This is a genomic window from Vreelandella sulfidaeris (assembly GCF_042429665.1).
Taxonomy (GTDB): domain Bacteria; phylum Pseudomonadota; class Gammaproteobacteria; order Pseudomonadales; family Halomonadaceae; genus Vreelandella.
In genome coordinates this window covers 639,147-663,263 of record NZ_JBHMAC010000013.1, presented here as the reverse complement: position 1 = coordinate 663,263, position 24,117 = coordinate 639,147, and the positions used below count along the sequence as shown (strand labels likewise).

General features: G+C 56.1%; 23 protein-coding genes. 16 read left to right on the top strand and 7 right to left on the bottom strand.

The genetic code is table 11. From position 1 onward, the window contains the following. Positions 1-152 precede the first annotated feature (152 nt). From ACFFLD_RS17640 to ACFFLD_RS17620, 5 genes are all read left to right on the top strand, one after another. Positions 153-1,568 carry a sigma-54 interaction domain-containing protein gene (locus ACFFLD_RS17640; RefSeq protein WP_386042759.1) on the top strand — a complete coding sequence of 472 codons (1,416 nt, stop codon included), beginning with the start codon at positions 153-155 and terminating at the stop codon, positions 1,566-1,568. A gap of 110 nt (positions 1,569-1,678) precedes the next feature. Then, the gene (locus ACFFLD_RS17635; protein ID WP_386042757.1) at positions 1,679-2,809 is read left to right on the top strand and encodes an ABC transporter ATP-binding protein; all 1,131 of its coding nucleotides are present in this window, start codon (positions 1,679-1,681) and stop codon (positions 2,807-2,809) included. 57 nt (positions 2,810-2,866) lie between these two features. Next, a complete protein-coding gene (locus ACFFLD_RS17630; RefSeq protein ID WP_386042755.1) occupies positions 2,867-4,147 on the top strand; it encodes an ABC transporter substrate-binding protein in 1,281 nt (426 codons plus the stop codon). 101 nt (positions 4,148-4,248) lie between these two features. Beyond that, on the top strand, positions 4,249-5,133 hold the full coding sequence (locus ACFFLD_RS17625; RefSeq protein ID WP_386042753.1) for a carbohydrate ABC transporter permease: 885 nt from the start codon (positions 4,249-4,251) through the stop codon (positions 5,131-5,133). Then, positions 5,130-5,978: a carbohydrate ABC transporter permease gene (locus tag ACFFLD_RS17620; protein ID WP_386042751.1), complete on the top strand. Its 849-nt coding sequence runs from the start codon at positions 5,130-5,132 to the stop codon at positions 5,976-5,978. The genes ACFFLD_RS17625 and ACFFLD_RS17620 overlap by 4 nt, the downstream gene beginning before the upstream one ends. Before the next feature lie 45 nt (positions 5,979-6,023). On the opposite strand, the gene ACFFLD_RS17615 is transcribed toward ACFFLD_RS17620, so the two are convergent. Continuing rightward, positions 6,024-7,271 carry a GGDEF domain-containing protein gene (locus tag ACFFLD_RS17615; protein WP_386042749.1) on the bottom strand — a complete coding sequence of 416 codons (1,248 nt, stop codon included), beginning with the start codon at positions 7,269-7,271 and terminating at the stop codon, positions 6,024-6,026. Positions 7,272-7,459: 188 nt separating this feature from the next. Here ACFFLD_RS17615 and ACFFLD_RS17610 point away from each other — a divergent pair, with 188 nt between their 5' ends. Beyond that, on the top strand, positions 7,460-7,744 hold the full coding sequence (locus tag ACFFLD_RS17610) for a YrhK family protein (protein WP_386042747.1): 285 nt from the start codon (positions 7,460-7,462) through the stop codon (positions 7,742-7,744). Between the two features lie 46 nt (positions 7,745-7,790). Here the strand turns inward: ACFFLD_RS17610 and ACFFLD_RS17605 are convergent, their stop codons facing one another. The 3 genes from ACFFLD_RS17605 to ACFFLD_RS17595 form a co-directional block, all read right to left on the bottom strand. Then, positions 7,791-8,057, bottom strand: a complete 267-nt coding sequence (locus ACFFLD_RS17605; RefSeq protein ID WP_386042745.1) for a DksA/TraR family C4-type zinc finger protein — start codon at positions 8,055-8,057, stop codon at positions 7,791-7,793. 135 nt (positions 8,058-8,192) lie between these two features. Then, entirely contained in the window at positions 8,193-8,768 is a 576-nt protein-coding gene (locus tag ACFFLD_RS17600; RefSeq protein ID WP_386042743.1) for a YgjV family protein, read from the bottom strand. Between the two features lie 16 nt (positions 8,769-8,784). After that, complete coding sequence (locus ACFFLD_RS17595; RefSeq protein ID WP_386042741.1) at positions 8,785-9,543, bottom strand: DeoR/GlpR family DNA-binding transcription regulator; 759 nt, start codon at positions 9,541-9,543, stop codon at positions 8,785-8,787. Between the two features lie 154 nt (positions 9,544-9,697). Here ACFFLD_RS17595 and ACFFLD_RS17590 point away from each other — a divergent pair, with 154 nt between their 5' ends. Genes ACFFLD_RS17590 through ACFFLD_RS17570 form a run of 5 tightly spaced genes read left to right on the top strand, consistent with a single transcriptional unit; the run spans position 9,698 to position 14,970 of the window. Further along, positions 9,698-10,684: an ABC transporter substrate-binding protein gene (locus tag ACFFLD_RS17590; protein WP_386042739.1), complete on the top strand. Its 987-nt coding sequence runs from the start codon at positions 9,698-9,700 to the stop codon at positions 10,682-10,684. 2 nt (positions 10,685-10,686) lie between these two features. Further along, positions 10,687-12,387: an ABC transporter permease gene (locus ACFFLD_RS17585; RefSeq protein WP_386042737.1), complete on the top strand. Its 1,701-nt coding sequence runs from the start codon at positions 10,687-10,689 to the stop codon at positions 12,385-12,387. Continuing rightward, positions 12,375-13,448: an ABC transporter ATP-binding protein gene (locus tag ACFFLD_RS17580; protein ID WP_386042735.1), complete on the top strand. Its 1,074-nt coding sequence runs from the start codon at positions 12,375-12,377 to the stop codon at positions 13,446-13,448. The genes ACFFLD_RS17585 and ACFFLD_RS17580 overlap by 13 nt, the downstream gene beginning before the upstream one ends. Next, positions 13,445-14,527, top strand: a complete 1,083-nt coding sequence (locus ACFFLD_RS17575) for an MBL fold metallo-hydrolase (protein ID WP_386042733.1) — start codon at positions 13,445-13,447, stop codon at positions 14,525-14,527. Before ACFFLD_RS17580 ends, ACFFLD_RS17575 begins: the two co-directional genes overlap by 4 nt. Continuing rightward, on the top strand, positions 14,524-14,970 hold the full coding sequence (locus ACFFLD_RS17570; RefSeq protein ID WP_386042731.1) for a phosphatase domain-containing protein: 447 nt from the start codon (positions 14,524-14,526) through the stop codon (positions 14,968-14,970). The genes ACFFLD_RS17575 and ACFFLD_RS17570 overlap by 4 nt, the downstream gene beginning before the upstream one ends. Here the strand turns inward: ACFFLD_RS17570 and ACFFLD_RS17565 are convergent. From ACFFLD_RS17565 to ACFFLD_RS17555, 3 genes are all read right to left on the bottom strand, one after another. After that, a complete protein-coding gene (locus tag ACFFLD_RS17565; protein WP_386042729.1) occupies positions 14,967-16,130 on the bottom strand; it encodes an MFS transporter in 1,164 nt (387 codons plus the stop codon). The two genes, ACFFLD_RS17570 and ACFFLD_RS17565, sit on opposite strands and share 4 nt — an antisense overlap. Beyond that, entirely contained in the window at positions 16,121-17,125 is a 1,005-nt protein-coding gene (locus ACFFLD_RS17560) for a GlxA family transcriptional regulator (protein WP_386042727.1), read from the bottom strand. Before ACFFLD_RS17560 ends, ACFFLD_RS17565 begins: the two co-directional genes overlap by 10 nt. 188 nt (positions 17,126-17,313) lie before the next feature. Next, the gene (locus ACFFLD_RS17555) at positions 17,314-17,997 is read right to left on the bottom strand and encodes a GntR family transcriptional regulator (protein ID WP_386042725.1); all 684 of its coding nucleotides are present in this window, start codon (positions 17,995-17,997) and stop codon (positions 17,314-17,316) included. 155 nt (positions 17,998-18,152) lie between these two features. Between ACFFLD_RS17555 and dctP the strand changes: the two genes are divergently transcribed. The 5 genes from dctP (at position 18,153) to ACFFLD_RS17530 (ending at position 24,004) form a co-directional block, all read left to right on the top strand. Continuing rightward, on the top strand, positions 18,153-19,148 hold the full coding sequence (gene dctP / locus ACFFLD_RS17550; RefSeq protein WP_386042723.1) for a TRAP transporter substrate-binding protein DctP: 996 nt from the start codon (positions 18,153-18,155) through the stop codon (positions 19,146-19,148). Positions 19,149-19,231: 83 nt separating this feature from the next. Then, positions 19,232-19,753, top strand: coding sequence for a TRAP transporter small permease subunit (locus ACFFLD_RS17545; RefSeq protein WP_386042721.1), 522 nt, complete (start codon positions 19,232-19,234; stop codon positions 19,751-19,753). A 2-nt stretch (positions 19,754-19,755) separates the two neighbouring features. Continuing rightward, positions 19,756-21,090, top strand: coding sequence for a TRAP transporter large permease (locus tag ACFFLD_RS17540; protein WP_386042719.1), 1,335 nt, complete (start codon positions 19,756-19,758; stop codon positions 21,088-21,090). A gap of 11 nt (positions 21,091-21,101) precedes the next feature. Then, positions 21,102-22,469 (top strand): malonyl-CoA decarboxylase, encoded by a 1,368-nt coding sequence (locus ACFFLD_RS17535; protein WP_386042717.1) that lies wholly within the window; start codon positions 21,102-21,104, stop codon positions 22,467-22,469. Further along, the gene (locus ACFFLD_RS17530) at positions 22,466-24,004 is read left to right on the top strand and encodes a malonate--CoA ligase (protein WP_386042715.1); all 1,539 of its coding nucleotides are present in this window, start codon (positions 22,466-22,468) and stop codon (positions 24,002-24,004) included. The genes ACFFLD_RS17535 and ACFFLD_RS17530 overlap by 4 nt, the downstream gene beginning before the upstream one ends. The last annotated feature ends 113 nt before the right edge of the window (positions 24,005-24,117 follow it).

The following is a 24,117-nucleotide window of genomic DNA, read 5'->3' as shown; positions in this document are numbered from 1 at the left end:
AGCGTGCCAACTTCATGAAAGCGATAAACAGGTAGGAATACCGATTTTTTGATGCAAAAATGCATCAAAAACACCCATCATCAATTCATTTATGAATCAAAGATTCATAAATGAATTACTATTATGAAGCTGGCAGCCATGAGAGAGACGGGATGAGTGAGATAGACAAACGCGTGCTGGAAATCATTGTGGAGACAGCCAACGACCACTTCTTTATCGTTGGCGGCGATGGAAAGATCATCGATGTCAGTCCAGGTGCTGAAGCGGTTTACGGGGTGTCACGGGAAGAGCTTCTGTCAAGCAGCGTGCAGCAGCTACAAGCCGCCGGAGTGCTCAAGCCCTCCATCACCATGGAGGTGATACGCACTCACAAACCCGCGCAACTAATGCAGGTAACCGGAACAGGTCGCCGTGTCATTGCCGACGCCTACCCGGTGTTCATCGACGGCAAGCTGGAACGTATCATTAGCCGCTCGCGTGACTTAACCGATCTGCAGCTGCTTCAAGACGAGTACGCACTGCTGCAAAAACGCTTCAGCGAACATTTGAAGCGCAGCCAAGTAGCCCCGGATGCTGAGGAGCAAGCGCTGGATGACGCGTTGGACAGTTTACAGGTACGCAGTGGCGTGATGCGTGAAATAGCACTACTCCTGAAGCGAGTAGCCCCTTCGGATGCCAACGTGCTCATGCTAGGCGAAACAGGCGTGGGTAAAACCGCCTTTGCCAAACAGCTTCATCGTTGGAGCCAGCGCCGCGATGGCCCCTTTATTGATGTGAACTGTGCAGCGATTCCTGAAAATCTATTTGAGTCCGAAATGTTTGGTTACCAGCCGGGCGCTTTCAGCGGTGCGGCACGCCAAGGTAAAGCAGGGCTACTGGAGCAGGCCGAAGGTGGCACGCTGTTTCTTGATGAAATAGGCGAGTTACCGCTACTCATGCAAACCAAACTGCTCAAGGTCATCCAGGATGGCAGCCTGACCCGCCTTGGCGACACCCGCTCGCGTAAAGTCAATTTTCGCCTGGTCGTCGCCACCAACCAAGACTTGGCCACGCGGGTCGAGGCAGGACTATTTCGCCTGGACCTTTACTATCGCCTCAACGTGATTCCGGTCACCCTGCCGCCGCTGCGAGACCGCCGTGAGGATATTCCCGACTTGGTAGATGCCTGCCTGAAGCGGCTTAATCAGCGCTATGGCCGGCACAAAATACTTGCCACCCCCGTGTGGTCGACGCTAATGGGTAGCGAATGGCCGGGCAACGTGCGCGAGTTGGAAAACTGGCTGGAAAGGGCTTGGCTCTCAAGCCCGACTGACCAAATAGAGGTACCGACCACGAGTAACAACACTACGCAGCCACCCGAAAGCTTACCGACTATGTCGCCCATGGTGGCGGTGCCGCTAGCACCTAATGAAACCCTCAAGCAGTACCTGGCACGCCTGGAACGCACAACCCTTGAGGAGCTTTGCCGCACGTTGCCGAGCACCTACGCCATCGCCGAGCGGCTGGGCATCAGTCAATCCAGCGTCGTACGTCGACTGCAGCGTTACGGTATTAACGTCGTTAAATAACGTGTATCGATACGTAACCGTCATCTGGCTGCCACGCAAGCGTCATACAACCGCAACACCTTCATCACAAGCTTGACCCATAAAAGCCAATAGTGGGTGACGGGTGTGTTATGTCGAATCAATCGCGAATCCGACTGGAGCAGGTGACGAAGCGTTGGGGCGCATCGACGGCGGTCGATAACATCTCTTTTGACGTCACGCCTGGGCAATTTGTCATTCTGCTCGGCCCTTCGGGCTGCGGAAAGTCCACTACGCTGCGCATGATCGCCGGGCTGGAAGAAGCCAGTAGCGGCCAGGTGCATATTGGCGAGCGCGATGTCACCCACCTGCCCCCCGGCGACCGTGGGCTGAGCATGGTGTTTCAGTCCTACGCGCTGTTTCCACATTTAAGCGTTGCCGACAATATCGTGTTTGGCCTGCGCAGTCGCAAAGTGCCCAAGGCAGAACGGCGCGAGCGTTTAAACAAGGTAGCCGAGCTGGTCGACTTGACCGATTACCTGGACCGCAAACCCGCCCAACTTTCCGGTGGCCAGCGCCAGCGGGTAGCGCTGGCGCGTTCGATAATTTCCGAACACCCCATCTGCTTAATGGATGAGCCGCTTTCCAACCTGGATGCTCGCCTGCGCAGCGATATGCGCCGCGAAATCAAAGCGCTGCAGAGCCGCCTGAACATGACGGTGATCTACGTTACTCACGATCAAGTGGAGGCCATGAGCATGGGCGATCGTGTGATTCTTATGCAGCACGGCACTATCGTGCAGGATGGTACGCCTGACGAGTTATATAACCGCCCCGCCAGTGCTTTTGCCGCCAGCTTTATTGGTAGCCCTGCGATGAACCTGCTGCCCCTGGTGGCAGGTGCAAACGGCGCCGTTATTGAAGGCGAACCCGGCACATCGGTCGCCCCGCTGGAGGCCGCTGGCGGTCAGCTAGGCATTCGGCCTGAGGACATTGAGCTGCATCCTGCCAACTCCCCTGGCGTGCCTGCCACGGTGATTAGTGAAGAGTACCTGGGGGCAGACACCATTGCGTATGTGGCAGTGGGGGCACACACCCTGCGCGTAAGGCTTAACGGAAGACCGTTGCTTACCCAACCGGCATGCCGCCTCTACTGGGCGCCCGAGAAGATACATCTGTTCGATGCTAATGGTCAGCGACGCCATGACACGCTGCAGGAAGATCCCTCAGCGGCTTATCGGCGCGTTCCTCGTCCACCGGCGGTGGGCTCTTTTCAGCACTGATCTTTATCACCCTTGATCGTTTCACCCTGACCCAACCTGACATTTGTGGAGACTTTTATGCGTTTGCGTATCCCTTTTACGATGACGGCCCTGGCAGCGGGTTTGTTAAGCGCCGCCCAGGTCAATGCCGATAGCGTGGATTTGACCATGTACTACCCGGTGTCGGTGGGTGGGGCGTTAACCGAGGTGGTGGATGATCTGGTAGCAGCGTTTGAAAACGAACACCCTGATATCAACGTTGAAGCCATTTACGCTGGCAACTACGACGATACGCGCGTACGCGCCATGTCCGCGATGGAAGCCGGCGACACGCCCCAGCTCTCTGTCATGTTCTCCATTGATCTATATGAATTGCTTGAGCAGGACGCGATTGTGGCGTTCGATGATCTTGTCGAGACCGACGAAGAGCGCGAATGGCTGGATAGCTTCTACCCCGGCCTGATGGAAAATGGCCAACTGGATGGCAAAACCTACGGTATTCCCTTCCAGCGCTCCACCATCGTGCTGTTCTGGAACAAGGATGCCTTTGAAGCCGCGGGGCTAGACCCCGAAGTACCTCCCGAAAACTGGCAAGAGATGGCCGAGATGGCTGCTACCGTGCGCGAAGCCTCCAACGGCGAGCAGTGGGGCGTGATGGTGCCCTCCACGGGTTACCCCTATTGGATGTTTCAGGCATTCGCCTTTCAGAACGGCCACCGCTTAATGAGCGAAGATGGCACCGAGGTCTATTTTGACGACCCCGCCGCGGTGGAAGCGCTTGAGTATTGGGTATCGCTGGCCAATGAACACGACGCCATGCCAAGCGGCACCATTGAGTGGGGCACGCTACGCCAGAACTTCCTGGAAGCGTCCACAGCAATGATGTGGCACACCACCGGCAACCTGACTGCCGTGCGTAACGACGCCAATTTTGATTTTGGCGTGGCGATGCTGCCCATGAAAACGCAGCGCGGCAGCCCTACCGGCGGCGGCAACTTCTATATTTTTAAAGATACTAGCGAAGAGGAACAACGCGCCGCGATGACCTTTATTCGCTGGATGACCGCCCCCGAGCGCGCCGCTGCCTGGTCAATCGAAACCGGCTATATGGGCGTTAGTCCTGCCGCTTACGACACCGACGCGCTACAAAGCTATGTCGATGAATTTGCGCCAGCGGCGGTCGCACGTGATCAGTTAGAACACGGCACCGCAGAACTTTCTACCTATCAGGGCGGCCGTGTACGCCGAGCGCTGGATAACGCTGTGCAAGCCGCGTTAACCGGCCAAATGACACCAGAAGAAGCGCTCAGCCAGGCACAACAGGAAGCCGATAGCGCCCTGCGTCGTTACGCACGCTAACGGCGATTGCCTGGCAATCGCTGCTGTCTGCACGGGACTCATCGCCTGTTTTCCAACCTCGCCGGGGTGCGCCCCGGCCTTGTTTACTAACGGCACCGATAATGACGTTAAATGCTCATGGAAAAATGCAGCTGTACGGAGCACTTCTACTGCTACCTGCTGCAGTACTGCTGACGACCTTTGCTTATTTACCATCGGTCAACACTGTCATTAACAGCCTTTACCTGCCGGGTTTTCGGGGCGGACCCGACGAGTTTGTCGGCATCGAGAATTATCAGGTGCTATTCAATGACCCGACGTTCTGGAAGGTGGCCCGCAATAATCTGCTCTATGCATTGGGCACCATTCCCACCTCTATGGCGCTAGCGTTGGGCATGGCGCTGTTGGTGAACAGCAAGCTACCGGGTCGCGGCTTTGTACGTATGGCATATTTTACCCCCACGATTCTGCCCATGATCGCCGCCGCTAATATCTGGATGTTCTTCTACGCCCCGCAGATCGGCTTGTTTAATAGCCTGCTGGGAGCGCTGGGTTTCCCTGGCGTTAACTGGCTGGGCGACCCAAACGTCGCGCTGGGATCAGTGATTGTCATGTCGGTGTGGAAGGAGGCCGGCTTTTTTATGATTTTTTATCTGGCGGCGCTGCAGAGCTTACCGCCCGAGCTAAAAGAAGCGGCCAACCTTGAAGGCACCAGCCGCTGGAGTTTCTTCTGGCGAGTTACCTTTCCGCTGCTGATGCCCACCACCCTATTTGTGCTGATCAACGCGTTGATTAATTCAGTCAGAGTGATAGACCACCTGTTTATCATGACCAAAGGCGGCCCCAACAACGCCACTAACCTGCTGCTTTATTATGTTTACGAAAACGCCTTCTCGTTCTTTGATCGCACCATGGCGGCGACTATCACCGTCGTGATTCTGTTGGTGCTTGCCGTGGTGGCGACGCTGAAGTTCACGCTTCTTGATCGCAGGACACATTACCAATGAGAGCTGTTATTTCATCGCCCCCAAGTGGGCGCGTTCGCAATGGGGCGCTGCCATCCTTGGAAACCGTTGCGGCATGGCTGCTAGCGATTATCTGGGTATTCCCTCTGCTGTATGCGTTTTGGGCCGCTTTCCACCCCAGCGAGTTCATGGTGAATTTTTCGCTCTTTGCTCCTCTTACCCTGAGTAACTTCACCGACGCCTGGTCTCAAGCGCCTTTTGTCCGCTACTACCTGAACACCTTTGCGCTGGTGACAGGCGTGGTGATTAGCCAATTTATTGTCTGCACCCTGGCGGCGTTTGCCTTTGCGCGTTTTCCGATTCCCGGCAAGAACGTACTGTTTATGCTGGTACTGATTCAGCTCTTCGTGTTTCCCGAGGTGTTGATTGTTGAGAATTACGCGATCGCAAGCGATCTTGGGCTGATCAATACCATCACCGGGATCGGTTTACCTTACGTGGCCAGCGCGTTAGGGATTTTTCTGCTCCGTCAAACCTTCAAGACCATCCCCCGCGAACTTGAGGACGCCGCGCGCATTGAAGGCTGTGGATGGCTGGAAATTCTTTGGAAGGTGTACGTACCGTTAGCTAAACCCACTTATCTGGCCTACGGACTAGTCTCGATCAGCCATCACTGGAACAACTTTATCTGGCCACTGGTAGTCACCAACTCGGTAGAAAGCCGTCCGCTAACCGTAGGTCTCGGTGTGTTCTCCGCCCCGGAAACCGGTGTTAACTGGGCCACCGTCAGCGCTGCGACGCTGCTGAGCATTGCACCGTTGCTTGTCGCTTTTCTGCTCTTTCAGCGCCAGTTCGTGCAATCATTTTTAAGAGCAGGCATTCGCTAACCACACGGTTTACCGAGCAGCCTGTCTGCTCTCTGCCCAATGACGCTATTGGGCGGATACGCCTTCACTACCCCCAACGTCCTCGCCGGTCGTTACCTCAGCCGAGCCCGCTAACCAAGTGCGGTTGCGACCATGCCGCTTAGCTTCATAAAGTGCGTTATCGGCCTGGGAGAGCAGGTCTTCCAGAGTGAGTCCATGGCTTGGGGAGAGCACCGCCACGCCAATGCTGACGGTAATAACACTCTGGGCCGACACGCCACGATTAGGGATCTGCAATGCGCCTATGCTATAGCGAATACGTTCTGCGGCCGTCACAGCTGCCTCGGGTGATGTGTTCACAATCAGCACCACAAACTCTTCACCGCCAAATCGCCCCACTAAATCGGCATCGCGGCTATTGATTCGCATCGCCTGCGACACCTGCCGTAAACAGGCATCCCCCTGCGGATGGCCGTAGTAGTCGTTGTAAGCTTTGAAGTGATCGATATCGAGAATCATCAGGCCTAAACAGAGCCTATTATTAGCGGCGTCCTGCCATAGCATAGGGAAGACCGCATCAAACTGACGTCGATTGGCAAGATTGGTTAAGGAGTCTGTGACCGACAGGTGTGACAATTTTTGATTGTCTTTAAGGTAATAACCCGCCTGGAGCTTTTCTCGTAACACGTGCAGATAGGACGTTCGCTCACTGCGCTCGAAACGATAATTGGCAACCAGAGTAAACAGCGCCGTCGCGATAAGGGTAAAGATAGCCAACCGCTTCACCTCTGACGGCATGGCCGAATAGGGAAGTATAAACGCCAGCATGACCATCATGCAGCTGGCAGTGGTCAGCACCGCATAACGAAACCGCAATGAATAAACAATATTGCCGACTAGAAACAGCAGCCCAAAGGAGAACACATCCAGATAAGAATAGGGAACGGTAGACGTCACAAAAATCAGGCATGAGATTGTGGTAGCGACCACCACGGTACTCGCCATTAGTGCTTCACGTGCTGACGGCACGACGCCGCGATAGACACACCACAATACTGGTAACGCGAAAAACAGTATGCCGCCTAATCGCATTAACAGCGCCGTGGTAAAGGCGTCAGGGCGAAAGCTGTAGTCATTAATCAAAAACAGCCCGTAGATACTCGATGAAATAAGCCCAGCCACCACCATATGGTGGCTGCGCTGGCGCTGGGTATCGGCCTCAAAACGTGTTTCTACGCCCTCAGTAAAACGTAAACGCCAAGGGTGGCTGTCTAGTTCATCTTCAACCGCTTTCAGCAACGCGTCATTATCCATTGCACGCCCTCAATTCAATCACGCTACTGATAGCTTTATTACTTTTAATCAATATTAAAAGCTGAACATCACGCTGATCCCCTTTAACAATGTGCCAAAATAGCGTTTAGTTAAAATCACTATTACGCCTAACTTTAAACGATACATAGCGAATCTTTTATCGCCATCATGCCTGTCGGAGGAACACCATGCAGCGCAAGCAAGACCCGCAAACACGCGATTGGACGTTTACCATAGGGCAGCGTGAATTAGTCATTCATCAACGCTACGAAGTCGTCAGTATGCTTAACGATTTCCTCTTGGGAGTTTGGTTCACCCTTGGTAGCGTGTGCTTCTTCTTTGAAGGCAGCATAAAAACGGCTGGGGTCTGGCTGTTTGTGATTGGCAGTGTGCAGTTGCTTTTGCGCCCCGCTATTCGCCTGCATCGCTATATTTATTTCAAGCAACTTCCCGACACCAATCAAGACGCCTAGCCAGCAATACAGCGTATGAAGATCGCAACGATGGGCGCAGCCAGCGTCAACGCAGTTGGCTATCTTTACTGCCACGACGGTTATAGCCACTGAAAGAGGACTGCTTTTTATCCGCCTTTACCTGGCAATCGATACACAGGCGCACCCCAGGCAATGCCTGACGACGCGCCTCGGGAATCGGTTCACCGCACTCATCACACTCCTTAAGGCTTTCACCGCGGGGTAGTTGATGGCGCGCACGCTGCACCGCATCGTCCAGCGTGTTCTCGATCTGCTCTTGTTCGGCGCCGTCTTTTGACCATCCCCCTGCCATTGTCGCTCTCCTCGCGTCAGCTAACTCATGTATTCAGCATAGCAGCTAGACAACTGAGTGTTCTCGATGGTCCCACGCCTTCTTTTACATCAAGGCGTGCGGCGGCTAAAGGTAACGCCAGCATGAGGCGTTCTGCTAGGGGGTAGGATCTTTCTTCTGGGCATGATCTAGCAGAGCATCATTGAAAACATCGGGATATTTACGCCTGGCCCTCACCAACCGAATAATCGTGACGATATTGGTAATCACAATCAGCCCTTCAGCAATGGTGCCCCCAATGGTGCCGATCAACAGGTTGTTCAACATCCAGGCAACAGCAGCCATCCCTAGGAAAACGCGCATGGCGATACCGCGCAGCATAAACATGCCAACGGTGCCCAACACCATCGCTATTAGCGGCAGAACGTCGACACAACTTCGCCATGTCAGTGCGGCGGCGAGCGCGCTGGCCAGCAGCACAACGGTCATCACGGTTTTGCTGCCCAGGTAACGGCGCGCCAGCACAATGCGCGCAATCACCAGCACCGTGAGCACCGCTGCTGTCCAACTTTCGAAAAATACGAACTGCAGCGCAAAGGCCACATTGGCAGAGATCAGCAGGGCCAATAAGCGGTCATCCTGTTTGCTTGAAAAGGCCACTACGCAAAGGACAAGGGCCACTAGGCCAAAGAACTGGCCGACCATAACGCTATGGCTCATGTTATCGAACACTCGGTATGCTCCTGTGTTAATCCTGCCCTAAAAAACGAACGCCCTGTGCCGCCAACGGGCTTCTTAGTTTGTCGGGGAGCGGCACATCCGTCACCACCGCGTCGTAATCACTAAGTGTTCCTGCCGCGCAGCGAAGCGGCAGATCGAATTTGGATTTATCCAGCACCAACACTCGATAGCTGGCGTGGGCCAGCAGCGCCTCGCGCGCCATGACCTCATCATCGTTGTAGTCATAAAGCTGACCGTGGCTATCCATGCCGCCCACAGAGACAATGCCGACATCGGCGCGGTAGCGCTGAAAAAAACGCCAGGCATCACCGCCAATCACATCCTGATCGCGACGCCGCACGCGCCCTCCCGCGACCACCAACTCACATTTCAACTGACACAGTTTAATCAGCGCATGCAGATTGTTAGTCATGATGTGCAGGCCCTGTTTATCACTCAGTGCACCGGCTAACTGTTCAACCGTGGTGCCAGTGCCTAGAAACAGTGCCTGATAGTTTTGTACCAAGCTGGCAGCTCGCGTGGCAATCTGCCGTTTCCCCGCGCCATTCACGATTTGGCGCTGGTCATAACCAATATTCTCCTGCTCGGGAAAGGGTAACACCTCCCCTTGGCGGCGCAGCACTAGGCCCTTATCGGCCAAGTGACGAATATCCCCGCGCAGCGTCTGCACCGATACCCCAAAGTGGTGCGCCAGGCTATCCAGCGTTTGACGGCCATGGGAGTGAATCCGCTGGAGCAATTGTTGACGGCGTTCTAGCTGGCGCATGGTCCCCCTCAGTGCAGTGAAAGCAAAAGCGTGACAAACGAAAGAAAAATAGCCTCGTACGAAAACCAGAAAGCATCAAACGAAAGCATAGTGTCACTTTGTTGTAAGCAGGTGACAGTAACTTAGGAGGGGCTCACTCACCGGAGGTTTACCCATGTTGAAGCGCCCTGTGGTTTCTGCTCTTGCTGCTGCGATAGCCAGCTTGTCTCTTTCCGCCCCAATCATGGCAAACGAAACGCTCACCCTTTACACCAGTCAGCCCAACGGCGATGCCCAGCAAACCGTCGATGCCTTTCAGGCAGCCTACCCTGATATTGAGGTGGAATGGGTGCGCGATGGCACGACACGACTGATGACGCGGTTGCGCTCGGAGCTTTCGGCTGGCGTAAGCAACCCCGACGTGCTGCTGATTGCCGATAGCATGACCATGGAATCTCTCAAACAAGAGGGCCACCTACAGCCTTATTTGAGCGCTGAACGTGAGTCTTATGACGCTGAGCTTTATGACCCCGAAGGCTATTACTACGGCACTAAGCTGATCACCACCGGCATTGTCTATAACACCGGTGCTGAGCATCAACCGCAAAGCTGGCAGGACCTGCTGGGGCCTGACTATGAAGGCATGGTCACGATGCCCAGCCCACTCTACTCGGGTGCGGCACTGATTCACATGGCGGCGGTGGCTGACAATCCTGACCTGGGCATGGAATATTACGAAGCGCTTAAGGCCAACCGTACCGAGGCCCAAGGCGGCAATGGCGGGGTCTTTAACGCGGTTGCAGCGGGCACCAAGCCCTACGGCATAGTGGTGGATTTTTTGCCGATTCGTGAAGCTGCCAAAGGATCACCGGTCGAGTTTGTATTCCCTGTAGAGGGTGTCAGCGCGGTAACTGAGCCGGTCGCCATTATGCAGGGCGCAGACAACCTGGAGGCTGCGCAAAAATTTGTCGATTTTGTGCTCTCCCAACAGGGCCAGGAGTTGGTAAGTCAGCAAGGTTACCTGCCGGCTCATAACGACGTTGCCGCACCGGAAGGCTTCCCCGCCCGCGATACGATTACCTTGATGCCCGTCGATACCGAACAGGCATTAGCGCAGGAAGAGATGCTTAAACAGCGCTTTAGCGATTTATTCGGCGGGTAATCATGGCACCTGCTATTGCTCACAGCAGCCAGCATCGCTGGCTGCTTTCAAGTCTCTTGATCGCCATCGTACTGCTGAGCCTGGCGCCTAGCCTGCGCCTGCTAATGGAGGCATTGAGCGACCTTTCTCAAGGCCGCCAATCACCGCTGTGGCAGGTGCTCACCAGCGCTGGCACTTGGCGAGCGCTATGGCACAGCTTGTATACCTCAGGGCTTGCTATGCTGATCGCGATGATGCTGGGAAGCCTGTTTGCTTTCGCCATTACATTGACGAATGTGCGCGGCAAAGCATGGTTAGTGTTTTGCTTTATGCTGCCCATGATGATTCCCCCTCAAGTGACGGCCTTAAGCTGGCTACAGCTGTTTGGCCCCGCCAGCCCGTTATTGAAAAGTATCGGCATGGCACCGCCACTGGGCAGCCCGCAGCCCCTCTATTCAGCAGAAGGCATTGCCTTGCTACTGGGAATACAGAGCGCTCCGCTGGTATTTCTAGCACTGCGCACCAGTCTGCTGTCGCTGCCTCGAGAGCTGATCGAAGCCGCTCGCATCAGCGGGGCCAAACAAACCCAGGTATGGGGGCATATTATTCTGCCGGTGACCCGCAGTGGTTTGATTGCCGGTGGGGCCATGGCGTTTATCTCAAGCCTGGGTAATTTTGGCATCCCCGCCATGCTAGGCATTCCGGCGGGCTATTTTGTACTGCCTACGCTGATCTACCAGCGGATGGCCAACTTCGGCACGGGCGTGCTGGCGGAAATGGCCGCTCTGTCACTGCTGATTGGATTATTGGCGCTAGCCGGGGTCGCGCTACAGCAGCATTTAATGCGCAGCAGCCGCTTTGGCTTGGGCGGCCATAGCGGGCGCAGTCACGATTTTACCCTGGGCGGCTGGCGCACGCTGGTGACCACCACCCTCGTCGTAATCTTGCTGATTATTCTGGTGGCCCCACTACTCGCGCTGATCATCAGTTCACTGGTACCCGCCATGGGCGTCCCGCTTAACGCCCAAACAGTCACCCTGAATGCTTATGCAGAAGTAATAGGTCGCCAGGGAGCCACATGGCGGGCAATGCACAACAGCTTATGGCTGGCAGGAAGCGCCGCCGTGGTGCTGATGCTGCTGAGTCTGCCCTTAGCGTATCGACTACAGCGACTGCCGGAGCGCTTACGAAGTGTAGTGCTCAGCGCGATTGAAATCCCCTATGCACTGCCTGGCGTGGTGCTGGCTATTGCCTGCATTCTGCTGTTTGTTCGTCCGTTACCGCTTATCAATGTGGCGCTCTACGGCACCCTGGGGCTGATCTTTATCGCTTATCTGGCGCGCTTTTTAGTGGTGTGCGTCAAGCCTGTAGCGGCTAGTTTGGCGCAGCTGGACCCTTCCCTTGAAGAAGCGGCGCAACTGGCTGGCGCAAGCCCGTGGCAGCGCCTTGGCGGGATCATCTTACCGCTGGTGGCCCCGGCCCTGTTCGCTGGCGGGCTGTTGGTGTTCTTACTGGCAGTCAACGAACTCACTGTATCCGCGCTGCTATGGAGTGCCGGTAACGAAACCCTCGGCGTGCTGATTTTCAACCTGGATGAGGGTGGAGAAAGCGTCCTCGCCTCGGCGGTATCAGTGCTTGTAGTGGCGATGGTGGCCTCATTGATGTTAGCGCTGAGTTTAATGGCGCCGCGCTTACCCAAAGGAGTTATCCCATGGCAGGGTTGATGATTGACCGCGTGACCAAGCGCTTTGGCGAACACACTGCGGTGGATGCACTGTCGCTGGAGATTAAACCAGGCGAATTTGTCGCCCTACTAGGTCCCAGCGGGTGCGGAAAAACCACCATGCTACGCATGCTGGCGGGTTTTGAGTCCACCAACGAGGGTACTATTCAGTTAGCCAACCGTACCCTGGCCAGTGCCGACACGCATGTACCGCCTGAGCAGCGCAACATGGCCATGGTGTTCCAGTCCTATGCACTGTGGCCGCATATGAGCGTCGCCGATAATGTGGGCTACCCCATTAAACTGCGCGGCCTCCGCGGGGCGGCTTACCACCAAAAAGTTCAGCAAGCGCTGGCCCTGGTGGAACTTGAAGCGTACGCCGAACGTATGCCACAGGCCCTTAGCGGCGGGCAACGCCAGCGGGTAGCGCTGGCACGCTGCTTGGTCAGTGACCCTTCGGTGGTACTGTTGGATGAACCACTGGCCAACCTGGACCGCCACCTACGCGCCACCATGGAACACAGCTTTCGTGATTTTCACCGGCGCACCGGCGCTACCCTGGTTTACGTCACCCACGACCAGAGCGAGGCCATGGCACTGGCTGACAAGATTGCGGTAATGAAAGCGGGCAAGCTGGTGCAGTGGGGAGCACCGGAAACTCTCTACCGGGAGCCGCGGACGGCCTGGGTGGCTGGGTTTATCGGCCAGGGCAGCCAATTAAAAGTCGCCGCTGGCCACCCAGGAAAGCGGTTGGAGCGCGCCACCCTCATGCGGGGGTTGAACGCTATTGAGACTGAACGAACCCAAAGCGTACTGGTACGCCCGGAACACATCCAGCTTGACACCACGCGCTCGTGTTCGGCCAGCAGCACCTCTGATGACAGCGCCCACTACCTGACCGCTAAAGTGGAGAGCGTTATTTTCCGCGGAGAGCGTTATGAACTTAATGTGCGCTTGCCCAGTGGAGAAACATTGCTGGCCTATCATCACACCGCGCCCGAGGTGGGTAGTCAGGTCGCCGTTACGCTTCAAGAGGGCTGGTGCCTGGAGCCAGACCAATGAGTGTCACTATCGAGATTCTTAGTGGGTTAGGCGCAAAAGGACCTGCCGCCATCATGGTAGAAGCGCAAGGAAAACGACTATTACTGGACGCAGGCGGCGCACTCCACCTAGGCGACCCCATCACGTGGGCGAATAACCTGGCCGTCGATGCGGTACTGATCAGTCACGACCATATTGACCATATCGGTGGGGTGGCCGAGCTAGCGGAAACCATACCGCTTTACTGCACACCGCAGATCGCCAAGTCATTACCGCATCAACGCGCTTGGCACCCCCTGCCTGAACGCGGCACTCTTAACGTCGCGGGCATCCCCGTTACCACCGGCCAAGCGGGGCACTCACTCGGCGGTGTGTGGCTGCATCTAGCGTTGGAAGAGGGGATTTTCTATAGTGGCGATGCCTGCTTTGAATCACGATTATTTCCATTTGATACCCCACCACCGGCGCGTATTGCGCTGTTGGATGCCTCCTACGGCAGCTACGACCACTCTCAAGCGAGCTGTGTACAGGCGATCAGTGAGCATCTTGATCGACCGCTGGCCTTCCCTGTTCCCGAAACCGGTCATGCCCTTGAAATGGCACTCTGGCTAGCCGACGAAGCTGACCGGCGGCAGTTAAGCCTTGCGATCGACCCAGTAATTCGCAACAACCTGGCAGCCCTGTTGGCACTGCCTGCCACCCTACGCAGATCGGGGCACGACGAAGCCATTCGCGCGCTTTTAAAACAGCCAAACGCTGACCTGCCAGCCCTTCAACTGATGTGTGATCGTAACGACTCGCCGGCACACTGGCCTGACCACCACCTGCTCCATACCGGTTACCTCACCCCTGACCGCCGCACCGAATTCGCTGCGGGCGACATTAGCTGGCAGCGCTGGAATGTTCACTTGCGTGCATCGCACTTGGTAGCACTCGCCGACCAACTGGGCGCTACCCAAGTAGTGCCGCTCTTTACCTTACTCACCGAGAACGAGCTGGCTGCGTGGCACAACCTTCTTAGCGATCGCCTCTGCACGGCTCAGCGTTTCTCTGCGAATTCTCGTTTAACCACTGTTTCCTGTACCGGGAGTTTTGTATGACCACCGTTATTGTTGATGTCGACGGCACGCTCGCCGAGTTCCATCCCCACCAGGTCAGTGACTGGGTGCTGGGTAGCCAGAAGCAGTGGGATCCTTTCTTCGCCCACATGGCCGAAGCGCCAGTCATCGAACCGGTGGCGAAGCTGGTCAAGCTACTAAAAGCTCAGGGCCAACAGATCGTGATTTGCAGTGGCCGCCCCGACACCCACCGTGAGCATACTCAGCGCTGGTTGGAGCGTCACACTATCCCTTTTGATGCGATGTACCTGCGCCCCGAGGGCCATGACCACGTCGATGACGAAGCAGTCAAAGAGGCGCTGCTCAGCACCATGCGGGCCGACGGTTTCGAGCCTTGGTTGGTACTGGATGACCGCGATGCGGTGGTTGCCCAGTGGCGCGCCTTGGGCCTTACCTGCCTGCAATGCGCCCCGGGGGATTTTTAAGCGTTTTCTAGGCGAGGTCGCCGCTGCCACGCCAGCAACACCAAGGGCACTAGCGCCACCGGAATGAGTAGCGCATTTAGCGTCGCCCATCCCAAGATATTGACCAACGGCCCCGCCAGCAGCGCCGTCACGGCGACCGTACCAAACACCAGAAACTCGTTGGCCGCCTGAGTGCGCGCCTTATCTGCTGGCTGGTAGCTTTGCGTCAACAAACCGGTAGCGGGCAGGAAGGTAAAATTCCAGCCAAGCCCCAACAACACCAAGGCAGCGTTAAAGCCTGCAAACCCGGCATCAAATTGTGCGGCGCCAGCGCTTGCGGCCAGCAATAAACAGCCCGCGCCAATCATGCGCGAAGCACCCAGCCGCGCCGTCAAATGGCCGGTAAAAAACGAGGGTAAAAACATGGCCACCACATGCCACTGAATGGTGGTGGCGACATGGTTAAAATCATGCCCAGCACCCGCCATTGCCAGCGGCGTCGCGGTCATGGCTAGGTTCATCACCCCGTAGCCGACCGCCGCTGAACTCACGGCGAGCAAAAAAATGGGCTGCCGAAGGATGGTTTTCAAGGGTTTCTTCTCGCCCTCCACGACCGGCACAAAGGCCACCGGCAGCCGCGTACACAGCAGTATGCCCAGTGCCAGTGCATACAATACGCCCAGCCCGACGAAGCTGCCGAGAAACGGCGTCTCACTTAGCTCGCGACTAACGCGGGCAAGCCAGGGGCCTGCGAACGCAGCCAGCACACCACCGCCCATCACTAAACCAATAGCTCTATCCCGCAAGGCCACAGGGGCTGACTCAATGGCCGCAAATCGGTAAAGCTGTCCAAAGCCGATGCCGATACCAATTAGCCAAGTGGCTAGCAAGAACAGTCCAAAGCTCTGTTGACGTAGCGCTAAAATGGCAACAGCGGTTCCCAACAGACCGACAAGATTGCCCAGTATGAAACCGCGCCTGCGACCCAGCCGCCCCATGATCAGCGAAGCGGGAATAGTGGCACACATCAGCCCCAACCACTGGCTGGCCACCGGCGCGGTGGCCCAGTTAGCGGTAGGTGCCAACGAGGCGCCAATGAGTGGTGAAACGGCAATGAGCAGGATATTACCGCTGACCAACAATGCCTGACAGAGTGATAGCAAGGTGACGGTTATGGGCATGCGTGTGGCTCCATAGAAGAATCAGCAGAGGAAGATGCAAAACGCTGGCGGTAAACCGAGGGCGACACACCGTAGTAGCGCTGGAATTGTCGACGTAACTGTTCTGCCCCACCCAGACGCCAGCGTTGGGCCAAGCGCTCAAGGGAGAGCTGTTCGCGCTCATCCAGTAACGCCAGGCGCGCTTGTTCAAGGCGTAACTGGGTGAGGTAGGCGCCGGGAGTCGTCTTTAAGTGACGCTTGAATAACCGTGTCAAATGGCGGGGAGAGATCGCCATCAGATCGGCCATGCTATCCAGGCCATGATCGACACTGGGATCGGCGTGAAGCTGATCCAGCAAACGGCGCAGCGGCCCCACCTTCTGCTGGCAGCGCAATATCTCGCTAAACTGAGACTGGCCGCCAGGGCGCTGTAAAAACATCACTAGCTCACGCGCCACTCGTCCGGCCAGCCCCGCCCCATGATCCGCCTCTACCAGCGATAGCGCCAGGTCGATGCCCGCCGTGACGCCTGCACTGGTATAGCGACCGTGGCTTTCGATATACAGCGCATCAGGCTCGACATTAAGCGCGGGGTACTCATCGGCCAATTGTTCAGCATGACGCCAATGGGTCGTTACCCGGTAGCCATCCAATAGACCTGCCGCGGCTAGCAAAAAGGCTCCCGAGCAGATTGACCCAAGACGTCTCACCTGAGGCGCCATCTCGCGAAGCACAGCTTTTACCTCAGTGATGTCGCGTTGCTGCATGACGCCACTACCGCCTGCTACCAAGAGCGTATCCAAGGGCAGCAAGGGAGTCAGTTGGTGATAGCTATGCGTGGCATTCACGGCCAAGCCACCATTGGTGACTATCGGGCCCACGCTCTCCGCCAATAGGGTCAATCGATACAGCGGCTGAGGGCTTAGTGCATTGGCGCTGGCAAACACCTGCCAAGGGCCGGTGACATCCAGTAACTGGCAGTCGGGGTAGGCTAGTAGCGCAATATGGCGAGTCACGATCTCTCTCCGCTAGAGGAACATAGAAGCGATAGAGAGAGTGTCAGCGCTGCGCCCAATGTCAGCAAGGACCATTACCCCACCGATAAAGACATGCCGTTGCCTAGAGGGCCAGGCTAGATCGTTAGGCTAAATAGCTAGGTGAAATAGCTAGGTGAAATAATTAAGCGATACCGCTTGGCTTGGGCTCAGCCGGTTTGTTCAAGTGGCGACGCCATCCGGCGCACGCTGGAAACGAAGTCGCTAAAGCGCTCGCCCTGAATCAGCACATGGTCACTCAGCGCCTGCTGCGCCGCGACGGGGTCGCCCCGTTCTATCGCTTCAACGATGACTTGATGCTCGCTAAGCGAGGTATTAACCCGCTGGCGAACCTGTAGCTGCAGGCGTCGATAAGGCTTGAGACGCTGCTTGAGCTGGCGCGCCTCGCTGGCTAGAAAGGTATTGTGGCTAGCGGCGTAAATGCAGTCGTGAAACCCTTCGTTCTCGTAATAGTACTCATCGCTGTCTCCCGCCAAGGCAGCCGCCTCGCAGCGTTGATGCGCTTCATGTAGCGCCGCTAGTTCCTGTTCGGTAATCCGGCGTGCCGCCAAACGGCCACACATGCCTTCCAACTCCGCCATCACTTCGAACATCTCGATCAACTGATCAATCCCCACCTTAGCGACAAAGGTGCCTTTCTTGGGCGAAACGGTGACGAGGCCGCTAGCTACCAACTGTTGAAAAGCTTCACGTACCGGGGTTCGCGAGACCTGAAACTCGCGACCCAAGGCTTCCGGATCCAAACGTTCACCCGGTAAACGGCGGCCATTAATGATGTCGTCTTCAAGCGAATCTTTGAGCCGCTGAGCGTTGGAGCGCTTGATGTCCGTCATGTTTTACCTCCTTTAAACGCCGCCGAATGTGAACATTAAAAAACGTCATATAGTTGACATTAGCATAGTTAAGCGCTATTGAAATATATATCAGCACGGCTGATGAACATATTAAGCGCTACCAAACACACAACAACAATGGTTGGAGACGCAACATGCAACGTTTTTTGATCTCAACGACGACTGCTTTAAGCCTCGCCATGGTGATGTCGCACGCCTCGGCCGATACCGTGCTACGTGCTTCGCATCAATTCCCCGGTGGCCAAGGGGATGTACGCGATGAAATGGTCCAAATGATGGCCCGCCAAGTGGCCGATGCCGACGTCGGATTGACGATAGAAGTTTATCCCGGCCAATCGCTGTTCAAGGCTCGCGAACAGTGGGGCGCCATCACCCGTGGCCGGTTGGATATCACCTCACTGCCGCTTGATTACGCCAGCGGGCGGCACCCGGAATTCTCAGCCACTCTGATGCCTGGTTTGGTGCGCAACCAAGCACATGCTCAACGTCTCAATGACTCCGAGTACATGGAGATGATCAAGGAGGTCATTAGAGAAGGGGGGGCTCGCGTGCTCGCCGATGCTTGGCTGTCCGGTGGGTTCGCCTCTAGCGAGCAGTGCATTACCTCACCCGATACTGTCGATGGACAGAATTTACGCGCCGCGGGTCCGGCGTTTGAGGAAATGCTGGCCGCCGCTGGTGCCTCCATTGCGTCTATGCCCTCCTCTGATGTGTACACGGCGATGCAAACCGGCGTACTGGACGCCGCCAATACCTCATCGATGTCGTTTATCTCCTACCGGCTCTACGAGCAAGTCGAATGCTTGACCGAGCCTGGCGATTTTGCCCTGTGGTACATGTACGAACCCATCTTGATTTCTGAGCAGGTGTGGCAAGGACTTAACGAAGAGCAGCAGGCAGCGCTGATGGAAGCCGGCGAGGCGGCCGAAACATACTTCGCTGAAGAAGCTGCCGCCATCGATCAGGAAATGGTCGATCTCTATAAAGAGAATGGCGTTGAGGTAGTCAGCATGAGTGAAGAGGACTACAACGCGTGGCTTGAGATCGCCCGCGAAACCTCCTACAAGAACTTTGCTGACAATGTTCCCAATGGCCAAGCCATTATCGACGCGGCACTGGCCGTCGAGTAAGCAACGCGACTGGACTTAACGGGACGGCTGCCCTTACGGGTAGCCGCTTATTACAGATGCTTGCTTAGTTTGACGAGGGACCTATGGCACCTGCAACGACTCACACAGCTCCTGCACGCGGGGGCGTTATTGGCGGCTATATACGCGTCATGGATAGCCTATCGCGGCTATCCGCCTACTTGGCCTGCGGTCTCTTTATCGCTGGCGTATTAGTGATTTGTCAGATGGTGTTTATTCGCTACCTGCTGGGCATGAGCACCAGTTGGCAGACCGAATTCACCATTTTCTCGGTGACGGGCGCCATGTTGATGGGCAGTCCCTATGTACTCATGACCGGCGGCCACGTCGCCATCACCATTGTCCCTGATGCATTAGGGGGTATTGCTCGCACTATCATGCGCTTGATCGCCTCCTTGTTTGGCTTGGCGTTTTGCGCCGCCCTGGCGTATGCCAGTTGGGTGTACGTGGTCGAGGCGCTCCATGGCGAGTGGACCACGGGGTCTGTCTGGAATCCGCCACTATGGCCCGCCCTACTGCCCATGGCCGTTGGTGCCACCCTACTGTCACTGCAATATGTGGCTGAAATCCTGCGTGGGGAGAGCTGAGCATGGATCCGATTACCTTAGGCATTATTGTCGCCGTCGCGCTGATTGCACTCATGGCGATTGGCACCCCGATTGCGTTTGCCCTCGGCGGTGTCTCGCTGCTCGCGCTCCTCTATGATCGCGGGCTTGCTGAGCTTACCTACTTCGGCGAGACCTTTTTCGACCGCATCGCGGAATTCGGCTTCGTGGCTATTCCCATGTTTATTCTGATGGGGGCTGCCGTGGCGTCTTCGCCCACCGGCCGCGACCTGTATCGTTCTCTGGACCTGTGGATGGGCAAACTGCCCGGCGGCTTGGCGGTGTCCAACATCGGTGCCTGCTCTATTTTTGCTGCTCTGTCGGGCTCCTCCCCGGCTACCTGCGCCGCGATTGGCAAAATGGGCATTCCTGAAATGCGTAAGCGCGGCTACCCAGACGGAGTCGCCGCAGGCTGTATCGCCGCAGGCGGTACCTTGGGCATTTTGATCCCGCCATCGGTCACCATGATCATTTACGGTATTTCTACCGAAACCTCGATTGGCAGGCTGTTTATCGCAGGTGTGGTGCCGGGCTTTATGCTGGCCGGGCTATTCATGATCTGGACCATGTTTGCCTGCAAGATGGCCGGTGGTTATAACAATCCCATGGCGGCGTCGGCAGAACGGCTAAAGCAGACCGTTAAAGAGAACGTCGATACCAACCTAAAGGCGTTGGTACGTGTGCTGCCTTTCCTGGGCGTGGTTGCGGGCATTCTGTTTGCACTGTATGGCGGGGTCGCAACACCTTCTGAAGCTGCGGGCGTTGGTGCATTCCTGTGTTTGGCGCTGGCTATTCTGATTTACCGCATGTGGCAGGTGGGCCCGATCAAACTGATCATGCGTGATTCGCTGCGCGAGAGCGTCATGATCATGCTGGTGATCGCCACCGCTGAAGTCTTCGCCTATGCACTCTCCTCCATGTTTATTACCCAGACCGTGGCCGCCGCGATTGCCGACCTTGAGGTTAACCGCTGGGTACTGATGGGCGTTATCAATCTTTTCCTGTTGGTGGCGGGCTTCTTTCTGCCGCCGGTTGCCGTGATCGTCATGACCGCGCCCATTCTTCTGCCCATTATTTTAGCGGCTAACTTCGACCCCTACTGGTTCGCGGTTATCTTGACCATCAATTTGGAGATTGGCCTGATTACGCCGCCAGTGGGCCTCAACCTGTTCATTATCAAAGGCATCGCGCCCGATATTTCGCTGCGCGACATTCTCATGGGAAGCTTGCCCTACGCGCTATGCATGGTGCTGGGTATCTTGTTGCTGTGCCTCTTTCCAGGCATTGCGCTATGGCTACCCAACTTGATCATGGGGTAAGGAGTTCAAACATGAACATGATGTTTTTGCAGGAGTTGTTCAACAACATCACCCAGCGTGATGCGCTGTTGCGCCGCCGTCAGCCCGAGACCTTAACCCCTGACCATCGCCAGTTGGTCAAGGCCTGCCAAAAGCTCCTGGAAAGCGACGGCGAAGCCTCCAGCATTGCGTTAGCAAGCCGTGCATTGGCGATATACCAGCGCCTGCCGGCGGCTGAAAAAAGCAGTTTTTTTGACCGCCTGGCAACGGACTTTGCCGCCGATCCAGGCCCTATTGATAGCGCTTATGCGGCCTATCAAGAGGCTCGCGACAATCCCACGTTGCAACGGCTGTTCGAAGCGTGTGAACCTCGCCGTCAGGAGCTTTTCAGGCGTCTCAACCTTGCCAGCGACGGTACCTATGAGCTGGTAAAAATGCGTGAAGACCTGCTGGAGTTGCTGCGCGAGAAGCCCGAGATGGCGGCCATCGATGATGATTTTGCTCACCTGTTCGGCTCCTGGTTTAACCGTGGCTTTTTGATGCTCAAACGTATCGACTGGAACACGCCGGCATCGGTACTTGAAAAAATCATCCGCTACGAGGCGGTACACGAAATCCAGGATTGGGATGACCTGCGCCGACGGCTGGATGCGCGTGACCGGCGTTGCTTCGCCTTCTTTCATCCGGCCATCGGTGATGAGCCACTGATTTTTGTGGAAGTCGCCCTGCATAAAGGCTTACCGAGCCATATTCAACCCATCTTATCCGGCAAAAGCAGTCACCTTAAAAAAAGTATCGAGGAGCCAGAAGACGCCGACACAGCGGCCTTCTTCGGTATCAGCAACTGCCAGACAGGCTTACGCGGCATCTCTTTCGGTAATTTTTTAATCAAGCAAGTGGTTCAGGAGCTTTCCCAGGAACTACCGCAGCTTAAATACTTCGTGACCCTGTCGCCGGTCCCCGGTTTTGCCCAGTGGCTTCAAGAACAACGCACGGACGAACAGCTGCCCGGCTCGATTCGTAACGCGCTTAAAGAGCTTGAAACCCCAGGCTGGCATGAAGATAAACCCCGCGAAGAACAGCTTAAAGCCGCGATACGCCCCCTAGCTGCGCGCTATCTGGTGGACGAGAAAAACCGCCATGGCCTGCCGCTAAACCCGGTGGCGCGTTTTCACCTCGGCAACGGGGCAGAACTACACCGTATTAACTGGCTGGGCGATATCTCCACCAAAGGGTTCAAGCAGGCTGCTGGCTTAATGGTCAACTACCTGTATGTACTGGACGATATCGAACGCAACCACGAAAACTATACCGCCAAGGGTACCGTTGCCTGCTCAAACGAGGTACGCGACCTTGCTCGCCGTGCCCGCAAGCTGGCTAAGGGAGAGACCATCAAATGAGCCACAATCTATTCGACACGTTCGCTGCCCAAATGCGAAAGCGCGCTGACGCCGATTTTATTACTACTCGCAATGGTCGCCGCTATAGCTATACCGATGCGTTAACCCAAAGTGCCCAGCTCGCTGGCGCGTTAACCGAGCTAGGCGTTAAGCAAGGCGATCGTGTTGCCGTACAGGTAGATAAAAGCCCCGAAGCCATACTGCTTTACCTGGCCTGCCTGCGCATCGGCAGCGTCTATTTACCCCTGAACACAGGTTACACTGGCGATGAAATTCGCTATTTTTTGAATGATGCCGAGCCTGCGCTGTTTGTCTGTCGACCCAAGATGGAAGAACAAGCACGCGCACTCGCCGCTGACACCGGCTGTCCTGCCGTGGCGACGCTGGGCCATGCCGCCGATGGGTCGCTGATGGACGCCGCTCAACAGGCAGCACCTCGAGAGGATAGCGTAGCGCTTGAGAAGGATGACCTGGCTGCCATTCTGTACACATCAGGCACCACCGGGCGCTCGAAAGGCGCCATGCTAACCCATCAGAACTTAGCCTCTAACTCCAAAACATTAGCCAGCGCCTGGCACTTCAGTGCTGATGACCGGCTGATTCATGCACTGCCGATCTTCCATACCCATGGTTTGTTCGTGGCCTGCAACGTCACCCTGATGGCGGGTGCCAGCATGCTGTTCCTGCCAAAGTTCGACGTCGATGAAATCTTCGCCGAGCTGCCCCATGGCAGTGTGTTGATGGGCGTCCCCACGTTCTATACGCGCCTGGTGCAGGATGAGCGCCTGACGCCGGAGATGACCGCGAATATGCGGCTATTCGTTTCCGGCTCAGCCCCCTTGACCAGTGAGACACATGCCGCGTTTGAAGCGAAAACCGGCCATGCGATTCTTGAGCGTTACGGCATGACCGAAACCAATATGAATCTTTCCAACCCCTACGAGGGCGCACGCCGTGCGGGCACTGTTGGTAAGCCACTGCCCGGGGTGGAGATGCGCATTATCGACCGAGAAAACGGCCGAGAAGTGCCCCAGGGAGAGATTGGCATACTGCAGGTTCGTGGCCCTAACGTCTTTACCGGCTACTGGCGAATGCCCGAAAAAACACGTGAAGAGTTGCTGGAAGATGGCTTTTTCATTACCGGCGACCTCGCCATGGTCGATGACCAGGGCTATGTGCATATCGTGGGTCGCGACAAGGACCTGGTGATTTCAGGGGGCTATAACGTCTACCCCAAAGAAGTCGAACAGGTGATTGATGAGCTTGATCAAGTCGCGGAGTCGGCGGTGATCGGTCTCCCTCACCCCGACTTTGGCGAAGGCGTTACCGCAGTAGTGGTACGCCAGCAAGGCGCTACTCCTGGAGAAGACCAGCTAGAAGAAGCCGCGGTCATCGAGCATCTAGACGGCCGTCTTGCTAAGTACAAGCAGCCCAAACGGGTGTTTTTTGTTGATGAACTGCCGCGCAACACCATGGGCAAAGTGCAGAAAAATGAACTGCGCAAACGCTTCCACGATACCTATCCAAGCACCTAACGGTCCTCTTTATATCGCTACCGGTTAGTCCCCTCCTTTGCCCCGTAGGTTGGCCTCGTGCCACACGGGGCTTTTTTTATAGAGAACGCGTTGCTCATATATCGAGACGGCAT

Coding starts and splice junctions, on each gene's coding strand:
- ACFFLD_RS17635 (WP_386042757.1), top strand. CDS start 1,679: ATGTCGAATCAATCGCGAATCCGACTGGAGCAGGTGACGAAGCGTTGG.
- ACFFLD_RS17580 (WP_386042735.1), top strand. CDS start 12,375: ATGGCAGGGTTGATGATTGACCGCGTGACCAAGCGCTTTGGCGAACAC.
- ACFFLD_RS17540 (WP_386042719.1), top strand. CDS start 19,756: ATGGATCCGATTACCTTAGGCATTATTGTCGCCGTCGCGCTGATTGCA.
- ACFFLD_RS17640 (WP_386042759.1), top strand. CDS start 153: ATGAGTGAGATAGACAAACGCGTGCTGGAAATCATTGTGGAGACAGCC.
- ACFFLD_RS17605 (WP_386042745.1), bottom strand. CDS start 8,057: ATGGCAGGGGGATGGTCAAAAGACGGCGCCGAACAAGAGCAGATCGAG.
- ACFFLD_RS17565 (WP_386042729.1), bottom strand. CDS start 16,130: ATGCCCATAACCGTCACCTTGCTATCACTCTGTCAGGCATTGTTGGTC.
- ACFFLD_RS17615 (WP_386042749.1), bottom strand. CDS start 7,271: ATGGATAATGACGCGTTGCTGAAAGCGGTTGAAGATGAACTAGACAGC.
- dctP (WP_386042723.1), top strand. CDS start 18,153: ATGCAACGTTTTTTGATCTCAACGACGACTGCTTTAAGCCTCGCCATG.
- ACFFLD_RS17630 (WP_386042755.1), top strand. CDS start 2,867: ATGCGTTTGCGTATCCCTTTTACGATGACGGCCCTGGCAGCGGGTTTG.
- ACFFLD_RS17555 (WP_386042725.1), bottom strand. CDS start 17,997: ATGACGGACATCAAGCGCTCCAACGCTCAGCGGCTCAAAGATTCGCTT.
- ACFFLD_RS17595 (WP_386042741.1), bottom strand. CDS start 9,543: ATGCGCCAGCTAGAACGCCGTCAACAATTGCTCCAGCGGATTCACTCC.
- ACFFLD_RS17575 (WP_386042733.1), top strand. CDS start 13,445: ATGAGTGTCACTATCGAGATTCTTAGTGGGTTAGGCGCAAAAGGACCT.
- ACFFLD_RS17585 (WP_386042737.1), top strand. CDS start 10,687: ATGGCACCTGCTATTGCTCACAGCAGCCAGCATCGCTGGCTGCTTTCA.
- ACFFLD_RS17610 (WP_386042747.1), top strand. CDS start 7,460: ATGCAGCGCAAGCAAGACCCGCAAACACGCGATTGGACGTTTACCATA.
- ACFFLD_RS17535 (WP_386042717.1), top strand. CDS start 21,102: ATGAACATGATGTTTTTGCAGGAGTTGTTCAACAACATCACCCAGCGT.
- ACFFLD_RS17620 (WP_386042751.1), top strand. CDS start 5,130: ATGAGAGCTGTTATTTCATCGCCCCCAAGTGGGCGCGTTCGCAATGGG.
- ACFFLD_RS17545 (WP_386042721.1), top strand. CDS start 19,232: ATGGCACCTGCAACGACTCACACAGCTCCTGCACGCGGGGGCGTTATT.
- ACFFLD_RS17570 (WP_386042731.1), top strand. CDS start 14,524: ATGACCACCGTTATTGTTGATGTCGACGGCACGCTCGCCGAGTTCCAT.
- ACFFLD_RS17530 (WP_386042715.1), top strand. CDS start 22,466: ATGAGCCACAATCTATTCGACACGTTCGCTGCCCAAATGCGAAAGCGC.
- ACFFLD_RS17625 (WP_386042753.1), top strand. CDS start 4,249: ATGACGTTAAATGCTCATGGAAAAATGCAGCTGTACGGAGCACTTCTA.
- ACFFLD_RS17590 (WP_386042739.1), top strand. CDS start 9,698: ATGTTGAAGCGCCCTGTGGTTTCTGCTCTTGCTGCTGCGATAGCCAGC.